23 protein-coding genes are annotated in these 21,203 nt (G+C 57.2%); 11 read left to right on the plus strand and 12 right to left on the minus strand.

Translation table 11 applies throughout. The features are described 5' to 3' along the window. The first annotated feature begins 431 nt into the window (after positions 1–431). Positions 432–1,619, plus strand: a complete 1,188-nt coding sequence (locus ASE80_RS00945; RefSeq protein WP_056857259.1) for an MFS transporter — start codon at positions 432–434, stop codon at positions 1,617–1,619. Positions 1,620–1,713: 94 nt separating this feature from the next. On the opposite strand, the gene ASE80_RS31270 is transcribed toward ASE80_RS00945, so the two are convergent. Next, positions 1,714–1,935 (minus strand): hypothetical protein, encoded by a 222-nt coding sequence (locus ASE80_RS31270; RefSeq protein ID WP_056857260.1) that lies wholly within the window; start codon positions 1,933–1,935, stop codon positions 1,714–1,716. A 145-nt stretch (positions 1,936–2,080) separates the two neighbouring features. Next, positions 2,081–2,449 (minus strand): DUF6124 family protein, encoded by a 369-nt coding sequence (locus tag ASE80_RS00955; RefSeq protein ID WP_056857261.1) that lies wholly within the window; start codon positions 2,447–2,449, stop codon positions 2,081–2,083. Positions 2,450–3,126: 677 nt separating this feature from the next. Here ASE80_RS00955 and ASE80_RS00960 point away from each other — a divergent pair. After that, positions 3,127–4,116, plus strand: a complete 990-nt coding sequence (locus ASE80_RS00960; protein ID WP_056857262.1) for a DUF262 domain-containing protein — start codon at positions 3,127–3,129, stop codon at positions 4,114–4,116. Continuing rightward, positions 4,117–4,731: a hypothetical protein gene (locus ASE80_RS00965; RefSeq protein WP_056857263.1), complete on the plus strand. Its 615-nt coding sequence runs from the start codon at positions 4,117–4,119 to the stop codon at positions 4,729–4,731. Positions 4,732–4,991: 260 nt separating this feature from the next. On the opposite strand, the gene ASE80_RS00970 is transcribed toward ASE80_RS00965, so the two are convergent. Both ASE80_RS00970 and ASE80_RS00975 read right to left on the minus strand, forming a co-directional pair. Then, positions 4,992–5,486 (minus strand): hypothetical protein, encoded by a 495-nt coding sequence (locus tag ASE80_RS00970; protein WP_056857264.1) that lies wholly within the window; start codon positions 5,484–5,486, stop codon positions 4,992–4,994. A gap of 1 nt (position 5,487) precedes the next feature. After that, complete coding sequence (locus ASE80_RS00975; RefSeq protein WP_056857265.1) at positions 5,488–6,417, minus strand: hypothetical protein; 930 nt, start codon at positions 6,415–6,417, stop codon at positions 5,488–5,490. Positions 6,418–6,608: 191 nt separating this feature from the next. On the opposite strand from ASE80_RS00975, the gene dusA reads away from it, so the two are divergent. Beyond that, positions 6,609–7,604 (plus strand): tRNA dihydrouridine(20/20a) synthase DusA, encoded by a 996-nt coding sequence (gene dusA, locus ASE80_RS00980; protein WP_056857266.1) that lies wholly within the window; start codon positions 6,609–6,611, stop codon positions 7,602–7,604. Between the two features lie 477 nt (positions 7,605–8,081). Continuing rightward, a complete protein-coding gene (gene tal / locus ASE80_RS00985) occupies positions 8,082–9,008 on the plus strand; it encodes a transaldolase (protein WP_056857267.1) in 927 nt (308 codons plus the stop codon). A 197-nt stretch (positions 9,009–9,205) separates the two neighbouring features. Here tal and rssC read toward each other — a convergent pair whose 3' ends face one another. Together rssC and rssB are read right to left on the minus strand one after the other, a co-directional pair. Continuing rightward, positions 9,206–9,688 (minus strand): anti-sigma factor antagonist RssC, encoded by a 483-nt coding sequence (rssC, locus tag ASE80_RS00990; RefSeq protein WP_010212025.1) that lies wholly within the window; start codon positions 9,686–9,688, stop codon positions 9,206–9,208. Continuing rightward, entirely contained in the window at positions 9,688–10,869 is a 1,182-nt protein-coding gene (rssB, locus tag ASE80_RS00995; RefSeq protein ID WP_056857268.1) for a two-component system response regulator RssB, read from the minus strand. The genes rssC and rssB overlap by 1 nt, the downstream gene beginning before the upstream one ends. 276 nt (positions 10,870–11,145) lie before the next feature. On the opposite strand from rssB, the gene ASE80_RS01000 reads away from it, so the two are divergent. Continuing rightward, positions 11,146–11,442 (plus strand): PilZ domain-containing protein, encoded by a 297-nt coding sequence (locus ASE80_RS01000; RefSeq protein ID WP_056857269.1) that lies wholly within the window; start codon positions 11,146–11,148, stop codon positions 11,440–11,442. Between the two features lie 63 nt (positions 11,443–11,505). On the opposite strand, the gene ASE80_RS01005 is transcribed toward ASE80_RS01000, so the two are convergent. Continuing rightward, positions 11,506–12,195: an MlaA family lipoprotein gene (locus tag ASE80_RS01005; protein WP_056857270.1), complete on the minus strand. Its 690-nt coding sequence runs from the start codon at positions 12,193–12,195 to the stop codon at positions 11,506–11,508. A 209-nt stretch (positions 12,196–12,404) separates the two neighbouring features. On the opposite strand from ASE80_RS01005, the gene ASE80_RS01010 reads away from it, so the two are divergent. After that, on the plus strand, positions 12,405–13,013 hold the full coding sequence (locus tag ASE80_RS01010; protein WP_056857271.1) for a hypothetical protein: 609 nt from the start codon (positions 12,405–12,407) through the stop codon (positions 13,011–13,013). A gap of 110 nt (positions 13,014–13,123) precedes the next feature. Continuing rightward, positions 13,124–13,390, plus strand: a complete 267-nt coding sequence (locus ASE80_RS01015) for a DUF4404 family protein (RefSeq protein WP_053255059.1) — start codon at positions 13,124–13,126, stop codon at positions 13,388–13,390. A gap of 137 nt (positions 13,391–13,527) precedes the next feature. Here the strand turns inward: ASE80_RS01015 and queF are convergent, their stop codons facing one another. Beyond that, complete coding sequence (gene queF / locus ASE80_RS01020; RefSeq protein ID WP_056857272.1) at positions 13,528–14,358, minus strand: NADPH-dependent 7-cyano-7-deazaguanine reductase QueF; 831 nt, start codon at positions 14,356–14,358, stop codon at positions 13,528–13,530. Positions 14,359–14,424: 66 nt separating this feature from the next. Continuing rightward, positions 14,425–14,955: a copper-resistant cuproprotein CopI gene (gene copI, locus ASE80_RS01025; protein WP_056857273.1), complete on the minus strand. Its 531-nt coding sequence runs from the start codon at positions 14,953–14,955 to the stop codon at positions 14,425–14,427. Between the two features lie 156 nt (positions 14,956–15,111). On the opposite strand from copI, the gene ASE80_RS01030 reads away from it, so the two are divergent. After that, the gene (locus ASE80_RS01030; protein ID WP_056857274.1) at positions 15,112–15,792 is read left to right on the plus strand and encodes a heavy metal response regulator transcription factor; all 681 of its coding nucleotides are present in this window, start codon (positions 15,112–15,114) and stop codon (positions 15,790–15,792) included. After that, positions 15,789–17,147, plus strand: a complete 1,359-nt coding sequence (locus tag ASE80_RS01035; protein ID WP_056857641.1) for a heavy metal sensor histidine kinase — start codon at positions 15,789–15,791, stop codon at positions 17,145–17,147. The genes ASE80_RS01030 and ASE80_RS01035 overlap by 4 nt, the downstream gene beginning before the upstream one ends. A gap of 110 nt (positions 17,148–17,257) precedes the next feature. Here ASE80_RS01035 and ASE80_RS01040 read toward each other — a convergent pair whose 3' ends face one another. From ASE80_RS01040 to ASE80_RS01050, 3 genes are all read right to left on the minus strand, one after another. Continuing rightward, the gene (locus tag ASE80_RS01040) at positions 17,258–18,505 is read right to left on the minus strand and encodes a lipoprotein-releasing ABC transporter permease subunit (RefSeq protein WP_056857275.1); all 1,248 of its coding nucleotides are present in this window, start codon (positions 18,503–18,505) and stop codon (positions 17,258–17,260) included. Between the two features lie 61 nt (positions 18,506–18,566). Then, positions 18,567–19,250, minus strand: coding sequence for a lipoprotein-releasing ABC transporter ATP-binding protein LolD (lolD, locus tag ASE80_RS01045; protein WP_020372695.1), 684 nt, complete (start codon positions 19,248–19,250; stop codon positions 18,567–18,569). A 7-nt stretch (positions 19,251–19,257) separates the two neighbouring features. Then, on the minus strand, positions 19,258–20,508 hold the full coding sequence (locus ASE80_RS01050) for a lipoprotein-releasing ABC transporter permease subunit (protein WP_017137435.1): 1,251 nt from the start codon (positions 20,506–20,508) through the stop codon (positions 19,258–19,260). A 94-nt stretch (positions 20,509–20,602) separates the two neighbouring features. On the opposite strand from ASE80_RS01050, the gene ASE80_RS01055 reads away from it, so the two are divergent. Continuing rightward, positions 20,603–21,181 carry a PilZ domain-containing protein gene (locus tag ASE80_RS01055; protein ID WP_056857276.1) on the plus strand — a complete coding sequence of 193 codons (579 nt, stop codon included), beginning with the start codon at positions 20,603–20,605 and terminating at the stop codon, positions 21,179–21,181. The last annotated feature ends 22 nt before the right edge of the window (positions 21,182–21,203 follow it).

The following is a 21,203-nucleotide window of genomic DNA, read 5'->3' on the forward strand; positions in this document are numbered from 1 at the left end:
GCACCTATGATAAAACGCCATCCGCCCTACCGCCCCTGACTCTGCAGGCCGTAGGGTGGGCACACAAGGCCGACGTAGCGACCTCACTGTTTTTGTCCCTTCTGCGCTGACTTCTTATCATTATTGGCTTCAGCTACCTGGGCGACAGCCAACCGCCGGGACGTATACGGGTGTACGCACCGGGGAAAGACTAGACCAAGACGGCGCGCAGAATATCACGCTGAACCGCATTTATGCGCCGTTTGGCCAATTGACAGCGCTAAATCGCGGCTTTTAACGCGCAGGTGTCAAGCGTCACAGCCGCGACCTGGGGTCACAGGGTGTTTAATCAAACTGAACGCTCGCGCAAAACGCTGTTCTAGACACTTTCGTGGCGGCTTGCGTAGCATCGGCCACTGACCTTCGTGCACTTTTTTCCTACAGAGTTACCCATGACTACCCAGCAAACACCCGGGCACGTACTGCCCGCGCGCAGCGCCGCCAAAATGGAAGCGGCCATGGCCGTGGGCGCCTTCGCGATCGGCACCGGCGAATTCGCCATCATGGGCCTGATGCCCGACATCGCCCAGAACCTGGGCTTGAGCGAACCCCAAGTCGGCCACGCCATCAGCGCCTACGCCCTCGGCGTGATGGTCGGCGCGCCACTGCTGGCGATCCTCGGCGCCAAACTGCTGCGCAAACACATGCTCTTACTGCTGATGGGCCTCTACGCCCTGGGCAACCTCGCCACCGCCTTCACCCCGACCTTCGGCTCGCTGGTGGCCTTCCGCTTTATCAGCGGCCTGCCCCACGGCGCCTACTTCGGCATCGCCGCCGTCGTCGCCTCCAGCATGGTGCCCAACGACAAACGCGCCGGCGCCGTGGCCCGCGTGATGATGGGCCTCACCTTGGCCATGCTGCTCGGCAACCCCATCGCCACCTTCCTCGGCCAACACCTGGGCTGGCGCTCGGCGTTCGCGCTGGTCAGCGCCATCGCCCTGTGCACCATCGCCCTGGTCTGGCAATTCGTCCCCGACCGCCACGACGAACCGCGCAGCGACCCGCGCAAAGAACTGCGCGCCTTCACCAAACCCCAAGTGTGGATGGCCCTGTCCATCGGCGCGATTGGCTTTGCCGGCATGTTCTGCGTGTTCAGCTACCTCGCCCCGACCATGCTCGAAGTGACCAAAGTCTCGCCCCAATGGATCCCCTTCGGCCTCGCCGCCTTTGGCGTGGGCGGCATCATCGGCAACATCGCCGGCGGCAAACTGTTCGACCGCCTGCAATTTCGCGCCGTGGGCTGGATCATGGTGTGGTCGATGGCCGTACTGATCTTCTTCACCTTCGCCGCCAGTTCGCTGTGGAGCGTACTGCTGGGCATCGGTTTGGTCGGCACCATGATTGCCATGGCCGCGCCGCTGCAAATCCGCCTGATGGACATCGCCCACGAAGCCCCGAGCCTCGCAGCAGCGTCCAACCACGCAGCGTTCAACCTCGCAAACGCGCTGGGCCCATGGTTGGGCGGAATGGCAATTACAGCGGGATATGGCTGGACCAGCACCGGCTACATCGGCGCCGCCACAGCGCTGGTCGGCCTGGGCATCTACCTCATCGCCCGCCGCATGCAAGGCGGCCACTGACATTTTACAGGCCACCCCCGCTCCAATGTGGGAGCGAGCTTGCCCGCGATAGCGGTGGGTCAGTCACCAAATCAACGACTGCCCCACCACTCCATCAATCATCATGCAACAACCCCGACCCATACTCCCCATAACTACTGCCCAACCCACTCCCGCCAAAATTCATCTTGGCCGCCTTACTCGGGCTATGGTCCCCAAACGCCTGGCATCCGCCAGTAAAACAAGGGTCACCACTCCCGCCCGACGACCCCGTCGAACAAGCGCCCAACAGCAACGTGCCAGCAATCAGCGCGACTTTAACCAGGTTCGAGATCATGTTTTCAGTTCCCTATGGGCAGGAGGCGCTGGGGTCCTCTCTTGAAGAGGATCGTAGACCTCAAAGGCGCTGGGGATTATGAAATTTTGCGCGGTGACAGCAGGGGTTCAGGTTGCCGCCTTGGGGTAAGGCGGCGGGGTTGGGGTCAGGCGGTGGCTGGGTTGGCAGCAGGCGCGACTTGCTCTTGGGCGCGGGCGACGAGTAGAACGCTTAGGTCGATGAGTTGCTGGATGCCCAGGATGATGGCGCGGTGTGGGTCTTCGAGGTCGAAGGCCAGGGTGGCGGTTATTTGGTTGGCGGAATCGAGGTGCTCGGCGGCGTTGGCTAGGAGGGTTTCGGTGTCGATGTTGGGGCTGACGGAGAATAGGTTGCCGGGTGGCTGGTCGGCGGGGGCGGCGTTGTCGTCAGATGGCGGCAAGTAATGATGAATAGCGCGCTGAGCCGCAGCGTGAAGCTTGGCATCAGTGGGTTCAGCGTTTGAGGCATGAGGCGGATTCGGTGTGACCTTGTACATGGCGAAGCTCCTTAACTGTTCAGGAACTGCCAATCTCACTTCCACATGAGGGTGGCAGCCGTACGCAGGTGTGGAAGACCAGGGCTAAGGACCCGGCGCACCGAAGTGCCCCGCGCACAGCCGCCGAAACACATGATACAGACGTAAAAAAACGTCGGTAGGTGTTTGTGACGATTGCGTCTTAGCTTGGTACGGACTTCCACATCCGGCCGCTGGGTTTCCAGCGGTTTGGGGAGGTTAGCTAGGGGTGGTCTGAGGGGCAAGCTGAGAAAAGCGTGGGAAATTTCCTATAGCATTAGGCTTATTCTCTGGATCACCCTATCTCTCCCGCGTCGTACCGTTGGTGGACTGGAGAAAGCTCCTCTGCGCCTCCCGAATTTAAAGCCGCTCAGGCCAAGATCACAAATCATGTACTAATTTGTACCAACCCGCCTGTATTGATTTCGCTAGGGAGAGTGGGGAGTCGTGAGCCTGCGATTGTGGTCTGACTTCAAAATCCGATCGAATGGAAAGCTAATGAGGCCGGTTGAGCGACCTCATTCACTTTCGACTTCCGGCTCTACCCATTACGCACGTAAGGTGGCTGAATTTGTAACCAGCTACCTAAATGCTTGACTAACGGTTGTCTAAGCCGGCATAAATGCGACCAATAAAATACTGCATGTTGAGTACTACATATGGATAGAGTTGACTACCAAGCCCTGATTATCCAGGACATCATCAACCTTGAGAGCCGAGGAGAATTAAACTTATCCCCCTGGTACCAAAGGCGCTCAGTTTGGAGCACTCCACAAAAATCATATCTAGTCAACACACTACTTGAACAAAAGCCAATACCCGCGATATATGTCAGACATTATCTTGATCTTGAAAATTCAAAAAGCATTAAAGAAATTGTTGATGGACAACAACGAACGCGAGCAATACTAAGCTACTGCAAAAACGAATTCACCGCCCGACACCCGAACTACAGCAAAAAACTTTTTTACTCCCAACTAAAGCGAGAGGAGCAACAAACACTTTTACTCACATCAATTCCAGTAGGTTACCTATTGGGAGCCACTGACGCGGATGTTATTGATATTTTCGGACGAATCAATTCGATCAGCAAAACGCTTAACCCCCAAGAAAAGAGAAATGCTGCGTTCAGCGGAGAGATGAAGCAGTTCTGTTTAGCTCAGGCCTCCTCTAGAACTCCATTTTGGAGGCAATACGAGATCTTTTCAGCTACTGACATATCTCGGATGTCCGAAGTCTTATTCATTTCAGACCTTGTTTACAACCTTATGAACGGGCTTTCAGACTATAGTCCTACCGCACTCAATAAAATGTACACTGAGTATGATGACGAGTTTGACGATCGAGATACGATAGCAGCCAAGTTAGATCGAATCTTTGATATAATTGGAGCGCTAAGCCCGGAAAAAATTACAGACACTATTTTTAACAGGCAGCCTATATTTTTCTCGCTTGTGATGGTCCTCAACGAAATCCCTAGAATTTCCACAAAACGCTTATCCACAATTATTAACGACATTGATGAAAGATTTCTTTCAGAAGAAAACAGATCGCCATCAGATGATACTTTCAAGGAAGCCTGCGCCTCTACAACACAACGTATTTCGCAACGGCGCATTCGTCACGATTACATAAAAGGCTTCTTTTAAATGGCCCTGCCGAGTCTGAGGATAACCATTCAGAATTCAGCACAGCAGATAGATAAATTGCACGCACATCAAATTGATTGCGAGAAGCTTGAGGCCAAATACCAGCACTTTATAGGTGAAATGATAATGCTACGACTATTCTCGATCTTTGAAGATACCGTAGCCGAACTCGCTTACAAAGTCGCAGCAGGGGGACTCTACCTTGATGGCTCCAGTGCAAACCTAATAAAACGTGCGGGCCGAACTCAAGACGCCAGGTATTTATTTTTAACCTATAACCGACCAAAAGCAAAAGACAACCTAAAATGGACCAAGGCAAAATTCATACGAGAAAGCATTAATAATATCATCCCAAATAATGAATCATTCATAATAAATACTCAAGCTCACGGACAGATAATCGATGAAATGCGCAAAGTAAGAAACGCACTAGCCCACAACAGCCCGTCTGCCAAGTCGGAATTTAAAGACGTACTAAGGGTGATTTATGGCTTCAATAAAAATATTTCACCTGGCGTTTTTTTGATTTCAAAAAGACATCATAACATTTGCAATCTAACCAGATACATCAGCTCTACGAAAATCGTTCTACAAACAATCGCGGGAGGAGTATGACCCCTCCACACCGACTAATTTAACCAATCAATTTGCAAACACTCCTCCCAACCATGCACCAACTTTTCAGACCTATCTTTCTCTTTTACGGAAAATAAAGGGGACGGATTCATTTGGCCCTAGTCACTTCGACTTAAGGTCTGAGCTATCAAACTCGAAGCCCCTGCGTCCTTCTTGGTAAACCCGGCCTCAAAAAAACAAGGGGACGAAGAAATAAATCTGTCCCGTTTACGCAGATGCTCCAAACCGCGCGCACAACCCTACTCACCGTACATGGAAACCTCTGCTCGCAAACTATTTGCTGTTACGAACCCGGCCAACTGCACACACACCACGACAATAACACTTAAAAAACAAGCACCACGAACAGACTGCATCCCCCATATCAAATATGATGAAAAACTCAATCTGTATAAAAAATCCATCTCCCCAACTGCACCAGCAAAAAATGCTACCAACAACAAGACAACAACCAAAAGCACATTACTAATAACCTCCCTTTTTAGATCAGTCAACGAACCAACAACAAGCGAGTATAGCTCGAAGTTCTGAACCTTTAATTTTTTCGGAACATCCTTCATAACGCCCTCAACATAATTGAAGAACGCCAAAGATAAAGCCCCAAACATCGCCCCCAAAACAAACAGGACCGAATTTATACTACCAAACACCGGACTAGCTTCTCCACCAGTCCCCCACAACAACAGATAAGAAAGGCTAAAGGATGTTAAAAAAACGAATAACAAACGAAGCATATTAACGCCTCAATAAGCCGCCTATAGCTGAATAGACTTCAGATACCATCCGAACATCATTCCCTGTACGCCCCGGAGCAGGAAGACCAGTCTCAAGCTCTAACTGCCCCTCATGCATCACTACTTCATCCGAAGGAACGTCCAGATCAATTTTTACTATAGCAGATATGCTTTTATGAATTTTTTTACCGCCGTTCTTGCCTTCAGTAGTAACACTCCACTTCCCTTCACCTTCCTCAATATAGTCCAAATAGTCATCAAGCGGAGTTTTTGGAGCCTTTAGATCCCCATACTCATTAATCAGGGTAATCTTAACCTCTTCCTGACCAAATAGCTTTTTCATCGCTGCGAGCGCATCACGGGCTTTGACATTAGTCTCTAGTATATTAGGAGAAATAAGTTCTAACTCAATCTCAAAAACCTTGTCATGAGAATTAACCACACTCCAAAACTCCCCCCTTGCTGTTTTAGGCTCAATAAATATCGAATAATTATACTCATCAAAAATAGCATTTTTTAACCCAGTATGAATGGCATTAACTATCTGCTCCTCAGTGCCAAATCGCCAATCATGCTGTACAAAAACATACTGATCAACAGTATCAACAATTGTTATTACAGGAACCCAATCATCGGCATCATGAGGAACGATGTCCCCAGGAATTTTATCGCCTACTTTGGTTATTTTATGTTTAGCAGTTTTCCCCACCAAAAACCTTCCCTTGGGAAACTCTGTACTTACCGGTTCAACATAAGAAAAACCAACAAAACTATAACGCACCTTATTTTTAACAAACTCACGGCCGTCGTCCTGGAGGGCCGAAACTACGGCTGCCCCTTTGGGGCTTGGAAGAGGCTTAGATACAAGAGCAGCTTGCTTATTTTCGATGAGCATGTACCGCAGCACCAAGAATGGCTTGATTCCTTTCACAAAAAAATCCTTGAAATGTAAATTTAGGATGGGACAGAGCGAGAAACGTACCTGTTTTACAAAGTGATCTCAATATGCAATCACAACGCCCCATGAAAGCTTACTCATACGGCTGGAAAAACCAGCCAGGCTAGCCCCTCGCCGTTCCTGTTAAACTCCAGCCCTCTGCCTCATCTACTTAGATTTTCCTCATGCCCGTAAACACGACCATACCCATTCCCCTCTCCCGCCGCTTCTCCGTCGCCCCGATGATGGATTGGACCGACCGCCACTGCCGGTACTTCCTGCGCCTGCTCTCCAAGCATGCCCTGCTCTACACCGAGATGGTCACCACTGGCGCGATCCTCCACGGCGACCACGAGCGCTTCCTGCGTCACAACGAAGCCGAGCACCCGCTTGCGCTGCAATTGGGCGGCAGCGTGCCCGCTGACCTGGCTGCCTGCGCACGTATGGCTGAGGCTGCCGGTTACGATGAAGTGAACTTGAACGTCGGCTGCCCGAGTGATCGGGTGCAGAACAATATGATCGGCGCGATCTTGATGGCGCACCCTGCCCTGGTGGCGGAGTGTGTGAAGGCGATGCGGGATGCGGTGTCGATTCCGGTGACGGTGAAGCATCGTATCGGGATTAATGGGCGCGACAGTTATGCCGAGTTGTGTGATTTCGTTGGCACGGTGAGGGATGCGGGGTGTACGAGTTTTACCGTGCATGCGCGGATCGCGATTCTGGAGGGGTTGTCGCCGAAGGAGAATCGGGATATTCCGCCGTTGCGGTATGACGTGGCGGCGCAGTTGAAGCAGGATTTCCCGGAGTTGGAGATTGTGTTGAACGGCGGGATCAAGACGCTGGAGCAGTGCCAAGAGCATTTGCAGGTGTTTGATGGGGTGATGTTGGGGCGGGAGGCTTATCACAATCCGTATGTGTTGGCGCAGGTGGATCAGCAGCTGTTTGGCAGTGCGGCGCCGGTGGTGAGTCGGGCGCAGGTGTTGGCGCAGTTGCGGCCGTATATTGCGGAGCATTTGGCCAGTGGTGGGGCGATGCATCACATTACTCGGCATGTGTTGGGGTTGGGGACTGGGTTTCCGGGGGCTCGTCGGTTCAGGCAGTTGTTGTCGGTGGATATTCATAAGGCGAGTGATCCGTTGGCGTTGCTGGATCAGGCTGGGGAGCTGTTGGAGGGTCGGTGATTTGGCAGGTTGGGTGTCAGTGGGTGGATTTGGTGGCTGACAGGCCGCTTTCGCGAGCAAGCCCGCTCCCACAGTTTTGAGTGCAGGGTGTCAGGGAGTGGTAGGTGGCTGGGCTGTTGTGGCGAGCAGGCTTGCCCTGCGTTGGGGCGCGCAGCGGCCCTGATAACTATGACGGGTTCTCATTGAAAAACTCCATCGCCTTACTGGGGCTGCTTCGCAGCCCAACGCAGGGCAAGCCTGCTCGCCACAGCAAGCCTGCTCGCCACAGGAAGCCAGCTTTCACACGGGAGCTGCGGTGGCTCGGGGAACTTGGGTTGAACCTGTCGGGGGTTTTGGTCTCCTATTCAGCAGTATGGCCGGTGATTCAAACGGCTGTTTTCAGGTTGTTGCCCGCGCAAACGACCGAATGTATTTGCGCCCTTGAGCGCTTGCCGGCGCTCGGGTAATGTCATCAGACCCACAGGACAGAGCACGCCCATGACTTCCAAGCTGGAACAACTCAAGCAATTCACCACTGTCGTAGCCGATACCGGCGATTTTTCTACCCTCGCCAAGCTCAAGCCACAAGACGCCACTACCAACCCTTCCCTGCTGCTCAAGGCCGCTTCGATCTCAGGCTATGCCAAGCTGCTGGATGAGGCTGTGAAGGACTGCAACGGCGACGTGGGCCTGGCCAGTGACCGTTTTGCGGTGGCGGTGGGTCAAGAGATTCTCAAAGTCGTACCTGGGCGTATTTCCACTGAGGTGGATGCGCGTTTGTCGTTCGATGAGGCCGCGATTCTCAAGCGTGCGCACCGTCTGATCGACCTGTACGACAAAGCTGGCGTAGGCCGTGACCGCGTGCTGATCAAGATCGCCTCCACCTGGGAAGGCATCCGCGCGGCGGAGAAGCTGGAAAAAGAAGGCATTCAGACCAACCTGACGCTGCTGTTCTCGTTTGCCCAGGCCGTGGCCTGCGCCGAAGCCGGTGTGTTCCTGATTTCGCCGTTCGTGGGCCGTATCTACGACTGGTACAAGAAGGCTAACGGCAACGACTACGCCGGCGCTGAAGACCCAGGCGTAGTGTCGGTAACGCGCATCTACAACTACTACAAGGCCAATGGCTACAAAACCGTAGTGATGGGTGCGAGCTTCCGTAACCTCAGCCAGATTGAAGAGCTGGCCGGCTGTGATCGCCTGACCATCAGCCCGGACCTGCTGGAGAAGCTGGCGGCCGATGAAGGCAAGCTGGAGCGCAAGTTGGCGCCAGGCCATGCCGGTGAAGCGCGGGTGCATTTGACTGAAGCGCAGTTCCGTTGGGAGTCCAACGAGGATGCGATGGCGACTGAGAAGCTGGCAGAGGGGATTCGTCAGTTTGCTCGCGACCAGGAGAAGCTGGAGGCGTTGTTGACTGCCAAGCTGTAAGGCAGGCGGCGACAAAAAGGGCGGCACCTGTAAGGGTGCCGCCCTTTTTTGTGGTTCGCAGTTCTCAAACCAGTCACCGTTCAAACTGTGGGAGCTGGCTTGCCTGCGATAGCGGTGGGTCAGCAATGAATAGGTGGCTGACATACCGCTATCGCAGGCAAGCCAGCTCCCACATTGGATTGGGTTTCAACTGAAGGTCAGTGGCGCTCTAGGGCGTTGACCAGGTCGTGGAAGGCTTCGCGGTTGGACTCGTTCAAGCCCATCAGGATCTTGTGCGCTTCCAGCACCTTGACCCGTACGATTTCTTCGGACTGGTCTTGCGAAGGCAGGTCGGTCAGGCATTCCGGGCACGGGATCGGGCGGTCAACGATGTTGAACACTTGATCAAAGCCCATGGACTGCAACAGCCGGGTGATGTCTTCGTGGGTGGTGACCACAGTCGGCAACAGGCCGACCTTCTGCCGAGACAGAATGGACAACTTGGCCAGCAAGCCAAGGGTGGTGCTATCGATGCTGCGGGTTTCGGTCAGATCGATCACGATCGCTGAGAAGTTCAGCGCGGTGAAGATCCGCTCAATCGTCGCATCCAGCGCCGAACACAAGGTCAGGCGCACTTCACCCACAAACTTCAGGACGAAGGTCCCGTCTTGCTCGGCGAATTGGATTCTTCCGGTACTCATCAAAGATTCCTGCTCAACACCAATAGGGCGATATCATCCGGCATCTCCCCTAGCGTGGCCAATCCAAAAACTTGCCGCAGACCATCCAGGCTGCCGCCCGCCGACTTGACCTTTTGGGGCAAGGCGGCTTCTTTCTCTTTGAGTGTAGGCTCTGGAAGCAGGTCCAGGATGCCGTCGGACATCAGCGTAAGGCTGAACGTCGGCGGCAGTTCCAGGATGTGGTCTTCGTAGGTGGCTTCGTTAAACAAGCCCACCGGCAGACCACGGCCTTCCAGGTAACGCACACTGTCGGGAGTGTATAAAACCGGCATCGGCAGGTGACCGCCGATGCTGTAGGTCAAAAGACCGGTTTCTTCATCAATAACGCCGCCGACCATCGTCACGTGCTTGCCCAGCTTGCAGCTGATCAGGCCCCGGTTGATGTGGCCCAGCACCTCGGAGGGGGTGAACTCCGGCAAGGTGCCATTGCGCTTGGATTCGAACAACAGCCGTGTGGTCATGAACTTCAACAACACGGTAACAAAAGCGGAAGAAGCGCCGTGGCCGGACACGTCGGCCAGGTAGAACGCCACACGTCGCTCATCGACGCGGAAGTAGTCGACGAAATCACCCGACAGGTACAGCGACGGGATGATCTGGTGCGCAAAATTGAATTCGTCGATGGTCCACGGGCTCACCGGCAGCATGTTCATCTGCACCTGGCGACCGGCGTTCTGGTCTTCCTGGAGCAGATTGAGGCTGGCTTCGAGTTCGCGGTTGGCGGTTTCGAGCTTTTCGCGGTAGCGCTGGTTTTCCAGCAGCAGGCGGGCACGGTCCAGCGCGCGGCGCACCGAATGCTCCAGCACCGCCAGGTCTTCCAGGGGCTTGATCAGGTAGTCGGCAGCGCCCAGGCGCAGGGCTTCGACAGCATCGTTCATCACGCCGGCACCGGACACAACAATCACTGGCGTCTGCGGCGCACGCTCGGTTACCTGGCGAATCAGCTCAAGGCCGCCCATCTGGGGCATGCGCAGGTCGCAGATCACGAGGTCGGGCTTGTCGCGCTCGAACACCTGGAGACCCTGTTGGCCATTGCTGGCCTGCAGGACGCTGAAGCCACTGTCTTCCAAATAGGCCGCGAGGCTCGCGCGCACTACTTCGTCGTCATCGATTATCAGCAGCGTGGCACTGGTTTTTTGCATGTGGGCAAACGGCGCCAGAATTAGGTTGGCGTAGGCGGCTCGGCAATGGCCGGGCTCACGTACTGGATTCGCTTTCTAGCCTCTCTGTCCTACAAAGCATTGGGATTTCTCCCATGCACAACGGTAAAGCAGAGGTGCCCTTCTAAGGCGCAGACGGTACTCCCATCCGTCAGGGGTTTCAAGCTCATGCCGATGGTCGCCGGGCGTCTTTACACCGCAAATCACCGGGAGTTATAAGAACAGTCACCACCACAACACAAAGTAAGGATGGAACCCGTGAGCGAACATGAGCGCGGCTACGAAGAAAAACGCGATTTCATCCGCATGCGCGTGGATGCCGATGTGTCTTTGATCCACGCCGGGCAAGAGATTGCCGGGGTTTGCGTGGACCTTTCCAGCACCGGCATGCAGGTTGAGGCCCCTCGCCAGTTTCAGGTCGGGGACAACCTGACCGTGCGCATCGATTCGGAGCACGCCGCCCTTGCGGGCCTGGAAGCGGACACCGAGGTGGTGTGGGCCAAAAGCGACGGCGAGCGCCAGCACCTGGGCCTCAGGATCTTGAAAATGCGTTGAAAACCGCGCACAAAAAAGGCGACCTATAGAGGTCGCCTTTTTTTCATTTCAAAACGTCACGGCTTAAAAGTCGTCGACGACCTTGCCGTCTTTTACCTTGAACTCACGGTTCTGCAGGTAAGCGTTACGGATAAAGGTGTACTTGTCGCCAGTGATCAGCTTCTCGCTGTCGAGCAGGCTGGCACGGGTATCAACGATGTTCAGGCCGAAGGTGCTGTTACGCCAGCCGATATCGTTCATGTAACGGTACGGTTGGGTGTAGCTGTCGACGTATTTGGACGGCGCATCACGCAGGGTGCTTGGGCCCAGCAGCGGCAGCATCACGTAAGGACCGCTGCCGACGCCCCAGTAGCCGAGGGTCTGGCCGAAGTCTTCATCGCTGCGTTGCAGCCCCATTTTGGTGCCGACATCAACAAAGCCGAGCACGCCGAAAGTGGTGTTCATCAACAGGCGGGCGGTGTCTACACCGGCGGCGTGCGGCTTGAGTTGCAGCACGTTGTTGGCCAGGTTGCCGACATCGCCGATGTTGCGAAAGAAGTTGTGGACGCCGTCTTGCACGAATTGCGGGGTTACAAATTGATAACCCTGGGCAATCGGCTTGAGGGCGTAGGTATCAATGGTGTCGTTGAAGGTGAAGATCGGGCGGTTGACGCTTTCCCATGGATCGTCTTCCGACGCAGCCTGGGCCGCAAACGGGGCGAGCAGGATGGTTGCACACACAGATAGCTGAGCGAAGTACTGGCTCCAGCGCATAGCTTTGGCTCCTTGAATGGTCTGTCATGGGCGCTATGCCCTGAATAAGACTGTCAGTATATGACGGATGGGTGGATTTAGGCAGTAACGAGGAATCGACAGACGCAAAATGCACAAAATTCCTACAAACAGGTGAAGTGTCATCCGCTTGTCATACAGCGCGGATAGCGTCGTAGCTATTTCAGGATAGTTATTTCAGGGAAGTCGAAATGCCTCACGCCGAAATTGCCGTAGCCAGCGCCCCCACCTTGACTGCCGTGCTGTTTGGCCTGAGTGGCTGCCTGGTGGATTTCGGTTCCCAAGCCCGCACCGACTCGCCCTGCCCCGACTCCCAGGCCACGCCCGGCGCGCTGAAGATTTTGCGCAGCCTCAAGGACCAGGGCGTGCCCTGCGCCTGGCTGGATGAACTGCCCGCCTCGGTCACCACCCTGCTGGCGGTTGCCCTACCCGCTTGGCTCAAAGCCACGCCACCCTCCTCGATCCGCTGGCCGGCGCCGCACGCCTGCTGGCAAGCCTTGATGGAACTGAATATCCAACGCCTCGAAGGTTGTGTGCTGGTCAGCGGCGAGCCGCGTTTGCTGCAATCGGGCCTCAATGCCGGGTTGTGGACCATCGGCCTGGCGTCCTGCGGCTCGCTGTGCGGCCTGTCGCCGGAACAATGGCAGGCGCTGACCGAGCAGCAACGCGAGCACAAGCGCGGCAAAGCCACGGTGGCGTTGTATGGGCTGGGGGTGCATTCGGTGATTGATCACCTTGGCGAGCTGGGCACGTGCCTGGCGGATATCAGCCTGCGCCAGCTTAAAGGCGAGAAGCCCTGATAGAGATCATGCACTCAAGGCGCCGGTGGATTAATCTACAGGTCAGCCCGTAGACCTTTCACGGCGTGCCGCGGTCTATGCCAGTGCCTATCGATAAAAGGAAGAACGTCATGCCTGACCGCATAAAGCTTGAAGAACAGGTCAACATCCTGCGCGGGCAGTTGGAACAGCAACCGCCGCTGTCTGAAGAAAAACGTGAAGCGCTGGAAGCCTTGATTGCCAAGTTCGAATTACAACTCGAACTTGAACCGGCCACCCAAACACCCAGTATTTCCGACGATGTGAATCAAGCAGCCATAGAGTTCGATGCTGAACACCCGGTCATTTCCGGGACATTGCGCAATATCATGATCACCTTGGGAAACATCGGGATCTAATACGATCCTATGCCCAACACAGAACCAAAATGTGGGAGCTGGCTTGCCTGCGATGGCGGTCTATCAGTCACCCGATGTATGACTGATAGACCGCCATCGCAGGCAAGCCAGCTCCCACATTTAGTTTTGTGTGGTGGCTACTGACGAGCCAGGCGCACGTTCTGGAACTGCACATTCTCGGTGCTGCGATACGGGTTGATATCCAACCCTCCGCGCCGCACATAGCGCGCATACACCGTCAATTTCTCCGGCTTGAGCAACCGCTGCAAGTCCAGAAAGATGCGCTCTACGCACTGCTCATGAAAGTCCGAGTGCTGGCGGAAGCTCACGATATATTCCAGCAAACTGGCGTGATCCAGCGCGTGACCACGGTATTCCACCACCACGCTGCCCCAATCCGGCTGGCTGGTGACCGGGCAGTTGGATTTGAGCAGGTGGCTGTGCACGCTCTCCTCGACGATGCGCGAATCGTCGCAACGCAGCAGTTCCGGGCGCGGGTGTTCGTAGTTACTGACGCTGATGTCCAGGTCGTCAATGCACGCGCCCGGCAACGCCATCACGCCTTCAGCCTCAATCTCGGCCAGGCTGCGGATGCGTACACTCACAGGCAGGCCGGCGGCGGCGCTGAGGTCGGTGCGCAAGGTGGCTTCAAGGCTTTGCGTGTCGGCAAACGCGGTCTGGTTCAGCGAGTTGAGGTACAACTTGAACGACTTGGACTCGATGATGTTCGGCGACTCGGCCGGGATGCTGAATTCACCGATGGCCACCACCGGCTTGCCGGATGGCAGCAACCACGACAGTTCAAAGCAGTTCCAGAAATCCACGCCTTTATAAGGTAGCGTTTCGGCAGTCAGCCCCAACTCGGCCCATTTGGCGGCGCGAGGGATCGGGAACAGCAGCGATGGCGTGTAGGTGGAGATGTATTCACTGGACTTGCCCAGCGGCGAATGTTCGGCTGCGGGATGCATGGCGGAAACCTGGCTAAATAAACCGCGCCAGTCTACCAGCCTTTGCTCCCGCCCTTAAGAATCGCCTCACTCAACGGTCAGTTTGCCGACCATGCCCGCCTGATAGTGCCCCGGAATGTTGCAGGCAAACTCAAGGCCGGTGGCCTTGGTGAAGGTCCAGGTCAGCTCGGCGGTCTTGCCCGGCTCCACCAGCACACTGTTGGGATCGTCATGCTTCATGCCGCCCATCTCGCCCATATCGCCATGCCCCATGGCGGCGTGGTCCATCTTGCCCATGCCGGTGGCCGTGAGCATGCCGCTGGCCTGCATCTTGAGCATTTCCTTCTGGTGTTCGGCGTGCATCGCCGCATCGCCCAGGTTGAACTCGTGCAGCAACTGGCCTTTGTTGACCAGCACAAAGCGCACCGTCTCACCGGCTTTTACGTCCAGAGCCTTGGGCGAAAAGGAAATGTCCTGCAGGGTTACTTCCACAGTGCGCGTGGCTTTATCGGCCGGTGCCGGGTGGCCAAACGCATAGGTGTGGGCCTCGTCGGCCATTGCATTAACGCTCAATGCCAACAAACAGCCCGCCATAAACAAAGGTGTGCGCAACGCCATGACGCTTCTCCAAAAAAGTGTGTCCAGCTTGCTCAGCACTTTAAGATGGCCCGGCTGCCAACCAGCTGACTGCTAGATTACAACTTTGTCAGGTTGCGCCCTGAGGCTGCCACCCACGGTATAAAGCCCATCGTCACCTGTTGCCAAGAGTCGCCCATGAAACTGCTGATCGTTGAAGACCAACCGAAAACCGGCCACTACCTGCGCCAGGGCCTGACCGAGGCTGGCTTTACCACCGAGTTGGTGGCCGACGGCACGAGCGGGCAGCATTTGGCATTGACCGGCGATTACGACCTGCTGATCCTCGACGTGATGCTGCCCGGCCGCGACGGCTGGCAAATACTGCACGCGGTGCGCAGTGCCGGCCTGGAAATCCCGGTGTTGTTCCTCACCGCCCGCGACGCCGTGGAAGACCGCGTGCATGGCCTTGAGCTGGGCGCCGACGACTACCTGGTCAAGCCTTTCGCCTTCTCCGAACTGCTGGCGCGGGTGCGCAGCCTGTTGCGCCGTGGCAGCAGCACGCCGCAGGAAACCGCCCTGCAACTGGCCGACCTGCGCCTGGACCTGATTCGCCGCCGCGTCGAGCGCGACGGCCAGCGTATCGACCTCACCGCCAAGGAGTTCGCCTTGCTCGAACTGCTGCTGCGCCGCCAGGGCGAAGTGCTGCCCAAGCGCCTGATTGCCTCCCAGGTGTGGGACATGAATTTCGACAGCGACACCAATATCATCGAAGTGGCGATCCGCCGCTTGCGCCTTAAAGTCGATGACAACTTCCCCACCAAGCTGATCCACACCGTGCGCGGTATGGGCTATGTGCTGGAGGAACGGTGCAATTGATTGCGCGCCTGTCCCTGGCCAGCCGCCTGGCCCTGTTATTTGCTGGCTGTACGGCGGTGGTCTCGCTCATCGCTGGCGTATTGTTCAACCAGGCCAGCGAAGCGCACTTTATCGAACTGGACCAGCAGCAACTCGACGGCAAACTGATCGCGCTGCGCAGCACCTTGCAGGGTGTCGACTCACGGGCGGCCTTTACTCAGCGAGAAGCGCAACTGCGTGCCGAACTCAGCCGCCAGCCGGACCTTGCCTTGCGCATCAGCGCCGCCGGCCAACGCTGGTTTGATGGCGCGCCGAGCGTCACGCTGCCCGCAACGCCGGGCCTGCACAGCCTGCAAAATGCCGGCACCGATTATCGCGTCTACAACGCGCCGTTGCTGGCGGGCCAAGCCAGCTCGCCGCAACTGTCGCTGATCCTCGACATCACGCACCACCAGCACTTTCTGCAACGCATGCAGCGGTTGATCTGGCTCACGGTCGGCTTGTCCGCCCTGGCCACCGCGCTGCTCGGTGCGTGGGCTGCGCGCAGCGGGCTGCGGCCATTGCGGCGCATGAGTGAAGTGGCGGCCGGCGTGTCGGCCCACTCCCTGACCCAACGCTTGCCACAGACGCACATGCCGGTGGAGTTGGCCGAACTCGCCCAGGCGTTTAACGCGATGCTGGGGCGGCTCGACGATGCGTTCCAGCGCCTTTCGGCCTTCTCCGCCGATATCGCCCATGAACTGCGCACGCCGCTGTCGAACCTGCTGACCCACACCCAGGTGATCCTCACCCAGCCGCGCCCGCTGGAGGACTACCGCGAGGCGCTGCACAGCAACCTGGAGGAGTTGCAGTGGATGGCGCAATTGGTGAATGACATGTTGTACCTGGCCAAAGCCGACCATGGCCTGCTGATGCCCAAGCGCGAAGCGCTGGCGCTGCACGATGAAGTGGAGGCGTTGCTGGAGTTTTTTGCGCTGTTGGCCGAAGACGCGCAGGTCAATCTGGTGTGCGAGGGCACGGCTCAAACGGCGGGCGATCGCGGCATGTTGCGCCGGGCCGTGTCGAACTTGCTGGATAACGGGCTGCGGTTTACCCCGGTGGGTGGCGAGGTGCGGGTGCGGATTATGGAAAGCGCACAGGCTGTGACGCTGACTGTCGCCAATACCGGGGAAGGTATTCCAGCGGCCTTGTTACCTAAATTGTTTGATCGGTTCTATCGGGCAGACCCGGCGCGCCGTGAAGGCAGCAGTGAGCATGCGGGGCTGGGTTTGGCGATTACCCAGTCGATTGTGCGGGCGCATGGGGGGAGGATTTATTGTGAATCTGAAGCGGGCTGGACCAGGTTTGTGATTGAGTTGCCCAAGGGGCACGGATGATCGTTCCCACGCTCCGCGTGGGAACGCCTCGCTGGACGCTCTGCGTCCGCTCTTAGTGACGCGGAGCGTCACGGGCTGCATTCCCACGCGGAGCGTGGGAACGATCGATATTACGAATATCTCAACGCATGCGCCGGCTCAATCTTCGCCGCCCGATACGCCGGGTAAATCGTGGCCATAAAGCTCAACACAAACCCGGCCGTGCAAATCAGCAGCACATCGCCGCCTTGCAGCTCGGAAGGCAGGTTGCTGACGAAGTACACGTCCGAACTGAAGATATGCTGCCCGGTCACGCGCTCCAGCCAGCCCACCAGTTCACTCACGTTCAGCGCCGCAATCACGCCCAGCACGCCGCCGATCAGGGTGCCGACAATACCAATCACTGTGCCCTGCACCATGAAGATCGCCATGATCTGCCGTGGCGTGGCGCCGATGGTGCGCAAAATCGCGATATCCGCGCCTTTGTCGTTCACCACCATGATCAGCGTGGCGATGATGTTGAACGCAGCGACGGCGACGATCATCAGCAACAGCAGGCCGATCATGGTCTTTTCCATCTTCATGGCGCTGAACAGGCTGCCCTGGGTGTGGGTCCAGTCATCCGGCTTGTAGTCGGCGCCCAGGCTCGCAGCAATGTCCGCCGAAACCTTGGGTGCTGCGTACAAATCCTTCACCGCCAGGCGCACGCTTTGCACCTGGTTCGGCTGCCAATGCTGGATCTCGGCGGCGTCGGCCATGTTGATCAGGGCCATGGAGCCATCCAGCTCGGCGCCGACCTTGAAGATACCGACCACGTTCAAGCGCTGCATGCGCGGGGTGATGCCACCCGGTGCGGCCGTGCTGATTTCCGGCACGATCAGGGTGAGCTTGTCGCCCACATTCAGGCGAAAGCGCCGTGCGGTGATGTCGCCGATCACTACGCCGAACTCGCCGGCTTTGAGGTCTTCGAGTTTGCCGCGCACGATATGCTGGGCCACGATCGACACCTTGCCTTCCTGGGCCGGGTCAACGCCGCTGATCTCGATCGGCTGCATCGCGCCCTTGTAGGAGAACATGCCGTCCATTTGTGTGAACGGCACCGCAGCCGTGACCTCGGGGTTCTTCAGCGCGGCGGCGGCCACGGGCTGCCAGTTGTCAATCGGGTTCACACCGACGATGGTGGCGTGGGGCACCATGCCGAGAATGCGCGTGCTCATTTCACGCTGAAAGCCGTTCATCACCGACAGCACCACGATCATCGCCAGCACGCCCAGGGCGAGGCCGATCATCGAGGTCATCGAGATAAACGAGACAAAACGGTTGCGGCGCTTGGCGCGGGTATAGCGCGTGCCGATAAAAATCGATAACGGTCTGAACATTCGCGGGCACCGTTTAAAAAAATGAAAAAGCCTGGCTTAAAAAAGCCAGGCTTGAAACGGGTCAGATGGCGACCAGATGACCTTCCTGCAGGTGCAACACGCGGTCCATCTGGCGGGCCATGCTCATGTCATGGGTCACCACCAGGAACGCGGTGCGCATCTGGGTGCTCAACTCCAGCATCAAGTCCTTGATGCCTTGCGCGGTGTGCGAGTCGAGGTTGCCGGTCGGCTCATCGAGCATCACCAGGCCGGGGTTGTTCACCAGGGCACGGGCAATGGCCACACGCTGGCGCTCGCCGCCGGACAGTTCAGCCGGTTTGTGCTCCAGGCGATGGCCGAGGCCAACGCGCTCCAGCAATGCCTTGGCGCGCTGGCGGGCTTCGGGGATCGCGGTCTTGCCGATCAGCAGCGGCATGCACACGTTTTCCAGTGCGGTGAATTCCGGCAGCAGGTGGTGGAACTGGTACACAAAACCGAGCGAACGGTTGCGCAGTTGGCCACGGGCTTTTTCACCGAGTGCCGACAGTTCTTCGCCGGCCAGCCACACGCTGCCTTCGGAAGGCGTATCCAGGCCGCCCAACAGGTTGAGCAAGGTACTTTTGCCGGAACCGGAACTGCCGACGATCGCCACGCGCTCGCCCGGGTGCAGTTCCAGCTGCAGGTTGGACAACACCACCACCGACTCCGGGCCTTCCTCGTAGGATTTGCCCAGGTTGCGGCAGCTCAAGATAGCTTTTTCACTCATGCCCGATTCACTCATAACGTAAGGCCTGTGCTGGCTGGGTGCGTGCCGCGCGCCAGGCTGGATACAGGGTGGCAAGGAAACTCAATAGCAACGCGGCGCCGCCCACCATCAACACGTCCTGGGCCTGAACCTGGGACGGCAAGTAGTCGATGAAGTAGACGTCGGCGTTGAGAAACTTGTGGCCGATGACTTTTTCCAGCGCGGCGATGGCGGCGCTGACGTTCAGCGCGGCCAGAATGCCAACGGCGGTGCCGATCAAGGTGCCGACCACGCCGATCACGGTGCCCTGCACCATGAAGATCGCCATGATCTGCCCCGGCGTGGCGCCAAGGGTACGCAGGATGGCAATGTCGCCCTTCTTGTCGTTCACCACCATTACCAGGGTAGAGATGATGTTGAACGCGGCCACGGCGACGATCAGCAGCAACAGCAGGCCGATCATGGCTTTTTCCATGCGGATGGCCTGGTACAGGTTGCCGTGGGTGCGGGTCCAGTCACGGGCGTAGTACTGCGAGTCGCCCAGGTGCTGGGCGATTTCCCAGGCGCCGCGCGGTGCGTCGAACAGGTCGTTGAACTTGAGGCGCAGGCCCTGCACCTGATCCGGCTGCCAGCGATGCAGGCGCGCCAGGTCGGTAAGGTTGGTGAGCCCCAGGTAGCCGTCGATTTCGCCGGCGCCGACGTGGAAGGTGCCGACCACGGTAAAGCGCTTCATGCGCGGGAACATGCCCGCCGGGGTCACGGTAACTTCCGGCGCGACGAAGGTCAGCTTGTCGCCGATGCCCACGCCGAGCTTGGCCGCCGCCTTGTCGCCGATCACGATGCCGAAGCTGCCGGGCGCCAGGTCGTCGAGCTTGCCCTGCAACATGAACTTGTCGATGATCGACACGTTACGTTCCTGGGCCGGGTCGACGCCATTGAGCAGGATCTTCTGCACCTTGCCGTCGTTGGTCAGCAGGCCCTGCATCTGGGTAAAGGGCGCAACGGCCACCACCTTGGGGTTCTGCTTGACCTTGGCGGCCAGGCTTTGCCAGTCGTTGATGGGTTCATCGGACTCGATGGTCGCGTGGGGCACCATGCCCAGCACGCGGGTGCGCATCTCATGATCGAAGCCGTTCATCACCGACAGCACCACGATCATCACGACCACGCCCAAGGCGAGCCCGATCATCGAGGTCAGGGAAATGAACGACACAAAATGATTGCGGCGCTTTGCACGGGTATAACGCGTGCCGATAAATACGAAGAGAGGTCTGAACATGTCGGGGCTTGTTCGGAGGAAAAGAAGACGTCCCGGTGGCGGGGTCAGGTAAGCAGCTTTACACTCAGACCATTACCGCTACTTTGGGTTCGCCATGTCGACATTAGATGAAGAAGAACGCCGCGAATACTACCGTATCGACGACATGATCGCACTTCAAATCAGCACACTGTCTGCCCCGGAAGCGGCGAGCAAGGAAGTGTTGCTGGATGATTCCCCGCTGTTCAATCTGCTCAGCGAACTGCACCTCAGCGAATTCGAAGCCCAGCACCTGCTGCGCCAGATCAGCGAGAAAGATCGCAGCCTGGCCGCCTTCCTCAAAGTCCAGAACAAACGCGTGGATCTGCTCAGCCAGATCATGGCCCGTGGTCTGCTGGACGAGGTCGGCGCACCGCAGCCGGTGATCATCTCCGAAGGCGGCATCGACTTCCAGCACCCCACGCCCCTGGCGCCCGCCGCGCATCTGGCGGTCAAGCTGGTGCTGATGCCCCAGGCGCTCGGCCTGTTGCTGCGCGCACGCGTGACGCATTGCGACCCCAAGGGCGATGGTTTTGACGTGGGCACGGAGTTCGAATCCATGACCGACGCCCAACGCCAGTTGCTGGCGCGCTATATCCTGCAGAAACAGGCCCAGGAACGCCGTCTGGCGCGGGAACAAAGCGACGACCTCTGAATACGTATTGACTACGCCAGGT

The organism is Pseudomonas sp. Leaf15 (assembly GCF_001421425.1).
Classification (GTDB): Bacteria; Pseudomonadota; Gammaproteobacteria; order Pseudomonadales; family Pseudomonadaceae; genus Aquipseudomonas; species Aquipseudomonas salomonii.

Bases quoted from the DNA above. Each gene is read 5' to 3' on its own strand.
- ASE80_RS00945 (WP_056857259.1), top strand. From the start codon at position 432: ATGACTACCCAGCAAACACCCGGGCACGTACTGCCCGCGCGCAGCGCC.
- ASE80_RS00955 (WP_056857261.1), bottom strand. From the start codon at position 2,449: ATGTACAAGGTCACACCGAATCCGCCTCATGCCTCAAACGCTGAACCC.
- ASE80_RS01040 (WP_056857275.1), bottom strand. From the start codon at position 18,505: ATGTTCAGACCGTTATCGATTTTTATCGGCACGCGCTATACCCGCGCC.
- copI (WP_056857273.1), bottom strand. From the start codon at position 14,955: ATGGCGTTGCGCACACCTTTGTTTATGGCGGGCTGTTTGTTGGCATTG.
- ASE80_RS01050 (WP_017137435.1), bottom strand. From the start codon at position 20,508: ATGTTCAGACCTCTCTTCGTATTTATCGGCACGCGTTATACCCGTGCA.
- ASE80_RS01030 (WP_056857274.1), top strand. From the start codon at position 15,112: ATGAAACTGCTGATCGTTGAAGACCAACCGAAAACCGGCCACTACCTG.
- ASE80_RS00965 (WP_056857263.1), top strand. From the start codon at position 4,117: ATGGCCCTGCCGAGTCTGAGGATAACCATTCAGAATTCAGCACAGCAG.
- lolD (WP_020372695.1), bottom strand. From the start codon at position 19,250: ATGAGTGAAAAAGCTATCTTGAGCTGCCGCAACCTGGGCAAATCCTAC.
- ASE80_RS01005 (WP_056857270.1), bottom strand. From the start codon at position 12,195: ATGCGCTGGAGCCAGTACTTCGCTCAGCTATCTGTGTGTGCAACCATC.
- dusA (WP_056857266.1), top strand. From the start codon at position 6,609: ATGCCCGTAAACACGACCATACCCATTCCCCTCTCCCGCCGCTTCTCC.
- ASE80_RS01010 (WP_056857271.1), top strand. From the start codon at position 12,405: ATGCCTCACGCCGAAATTGCCGTAGCCAGCGCCCCCACCTTGACTGCC.
- rssC (WP_010212025.1), bottom strand. From the start codon at position 9,688: ATGAGTACCGGAAGAATCCAATTCGCCGAGCAAGACGGGACCTTCGTC.
- ASE80_RS00960 (WP_056857262.1), top strand. From the start codon at position 3,127: ATGGATAGAGTTGACTACCAAGCCCTGATTATCCAGGACATCATCAAC.
- ASE80_RS31270 (WP_056857260.1), bottom strand. From the start codon at position 1,935: ATGATCTCGAACCTGGTTAAAGTCGCGCTGATTGCTGGCACGTTGCTG.
- ASE80_RS01055 (WP_056857276.1), top strand. From the start codon at position 20,603: ATGTCGACATTAGATGAAGAAGAACGCCGCGAATACTACCGTATCGAC.
- ASE80_RS00970 (WP_056857264.1), bottom strand. From the start codon at position 5,486: ATGCTTCGTTTGTTATTCGTTTTTTTAACATCCTTTAGCCTTTCTTAT.
- queF (WP_056857272.1), bottom strand. From the start codon at position 14,358: ATGCATCCCGCAGCCGAACATTCGCCGCTGGGCAAGTCCAGTGAATAC.
- ASE80_RS01015 (WP_053255059.1), top strand. From the start codon at position 13,124: ATGCCTGACCGCATAAAGCTTGAAGAACAGGTCAACATCCTGCGCGGG.
- rssB (WP_056857268.1), bottom strand. From the start codon at position 10,869: ATGCAAAAAACCAGTGCCACGCTGCTGATAATCGATGACGACGAAGTA.
- tal (WP_056857267.1), top strand. From the start codon at position 8,082: ATGACTTCCAAGCTGGAACAACTCAAGCAATTCACCACTGTCGTAGCC.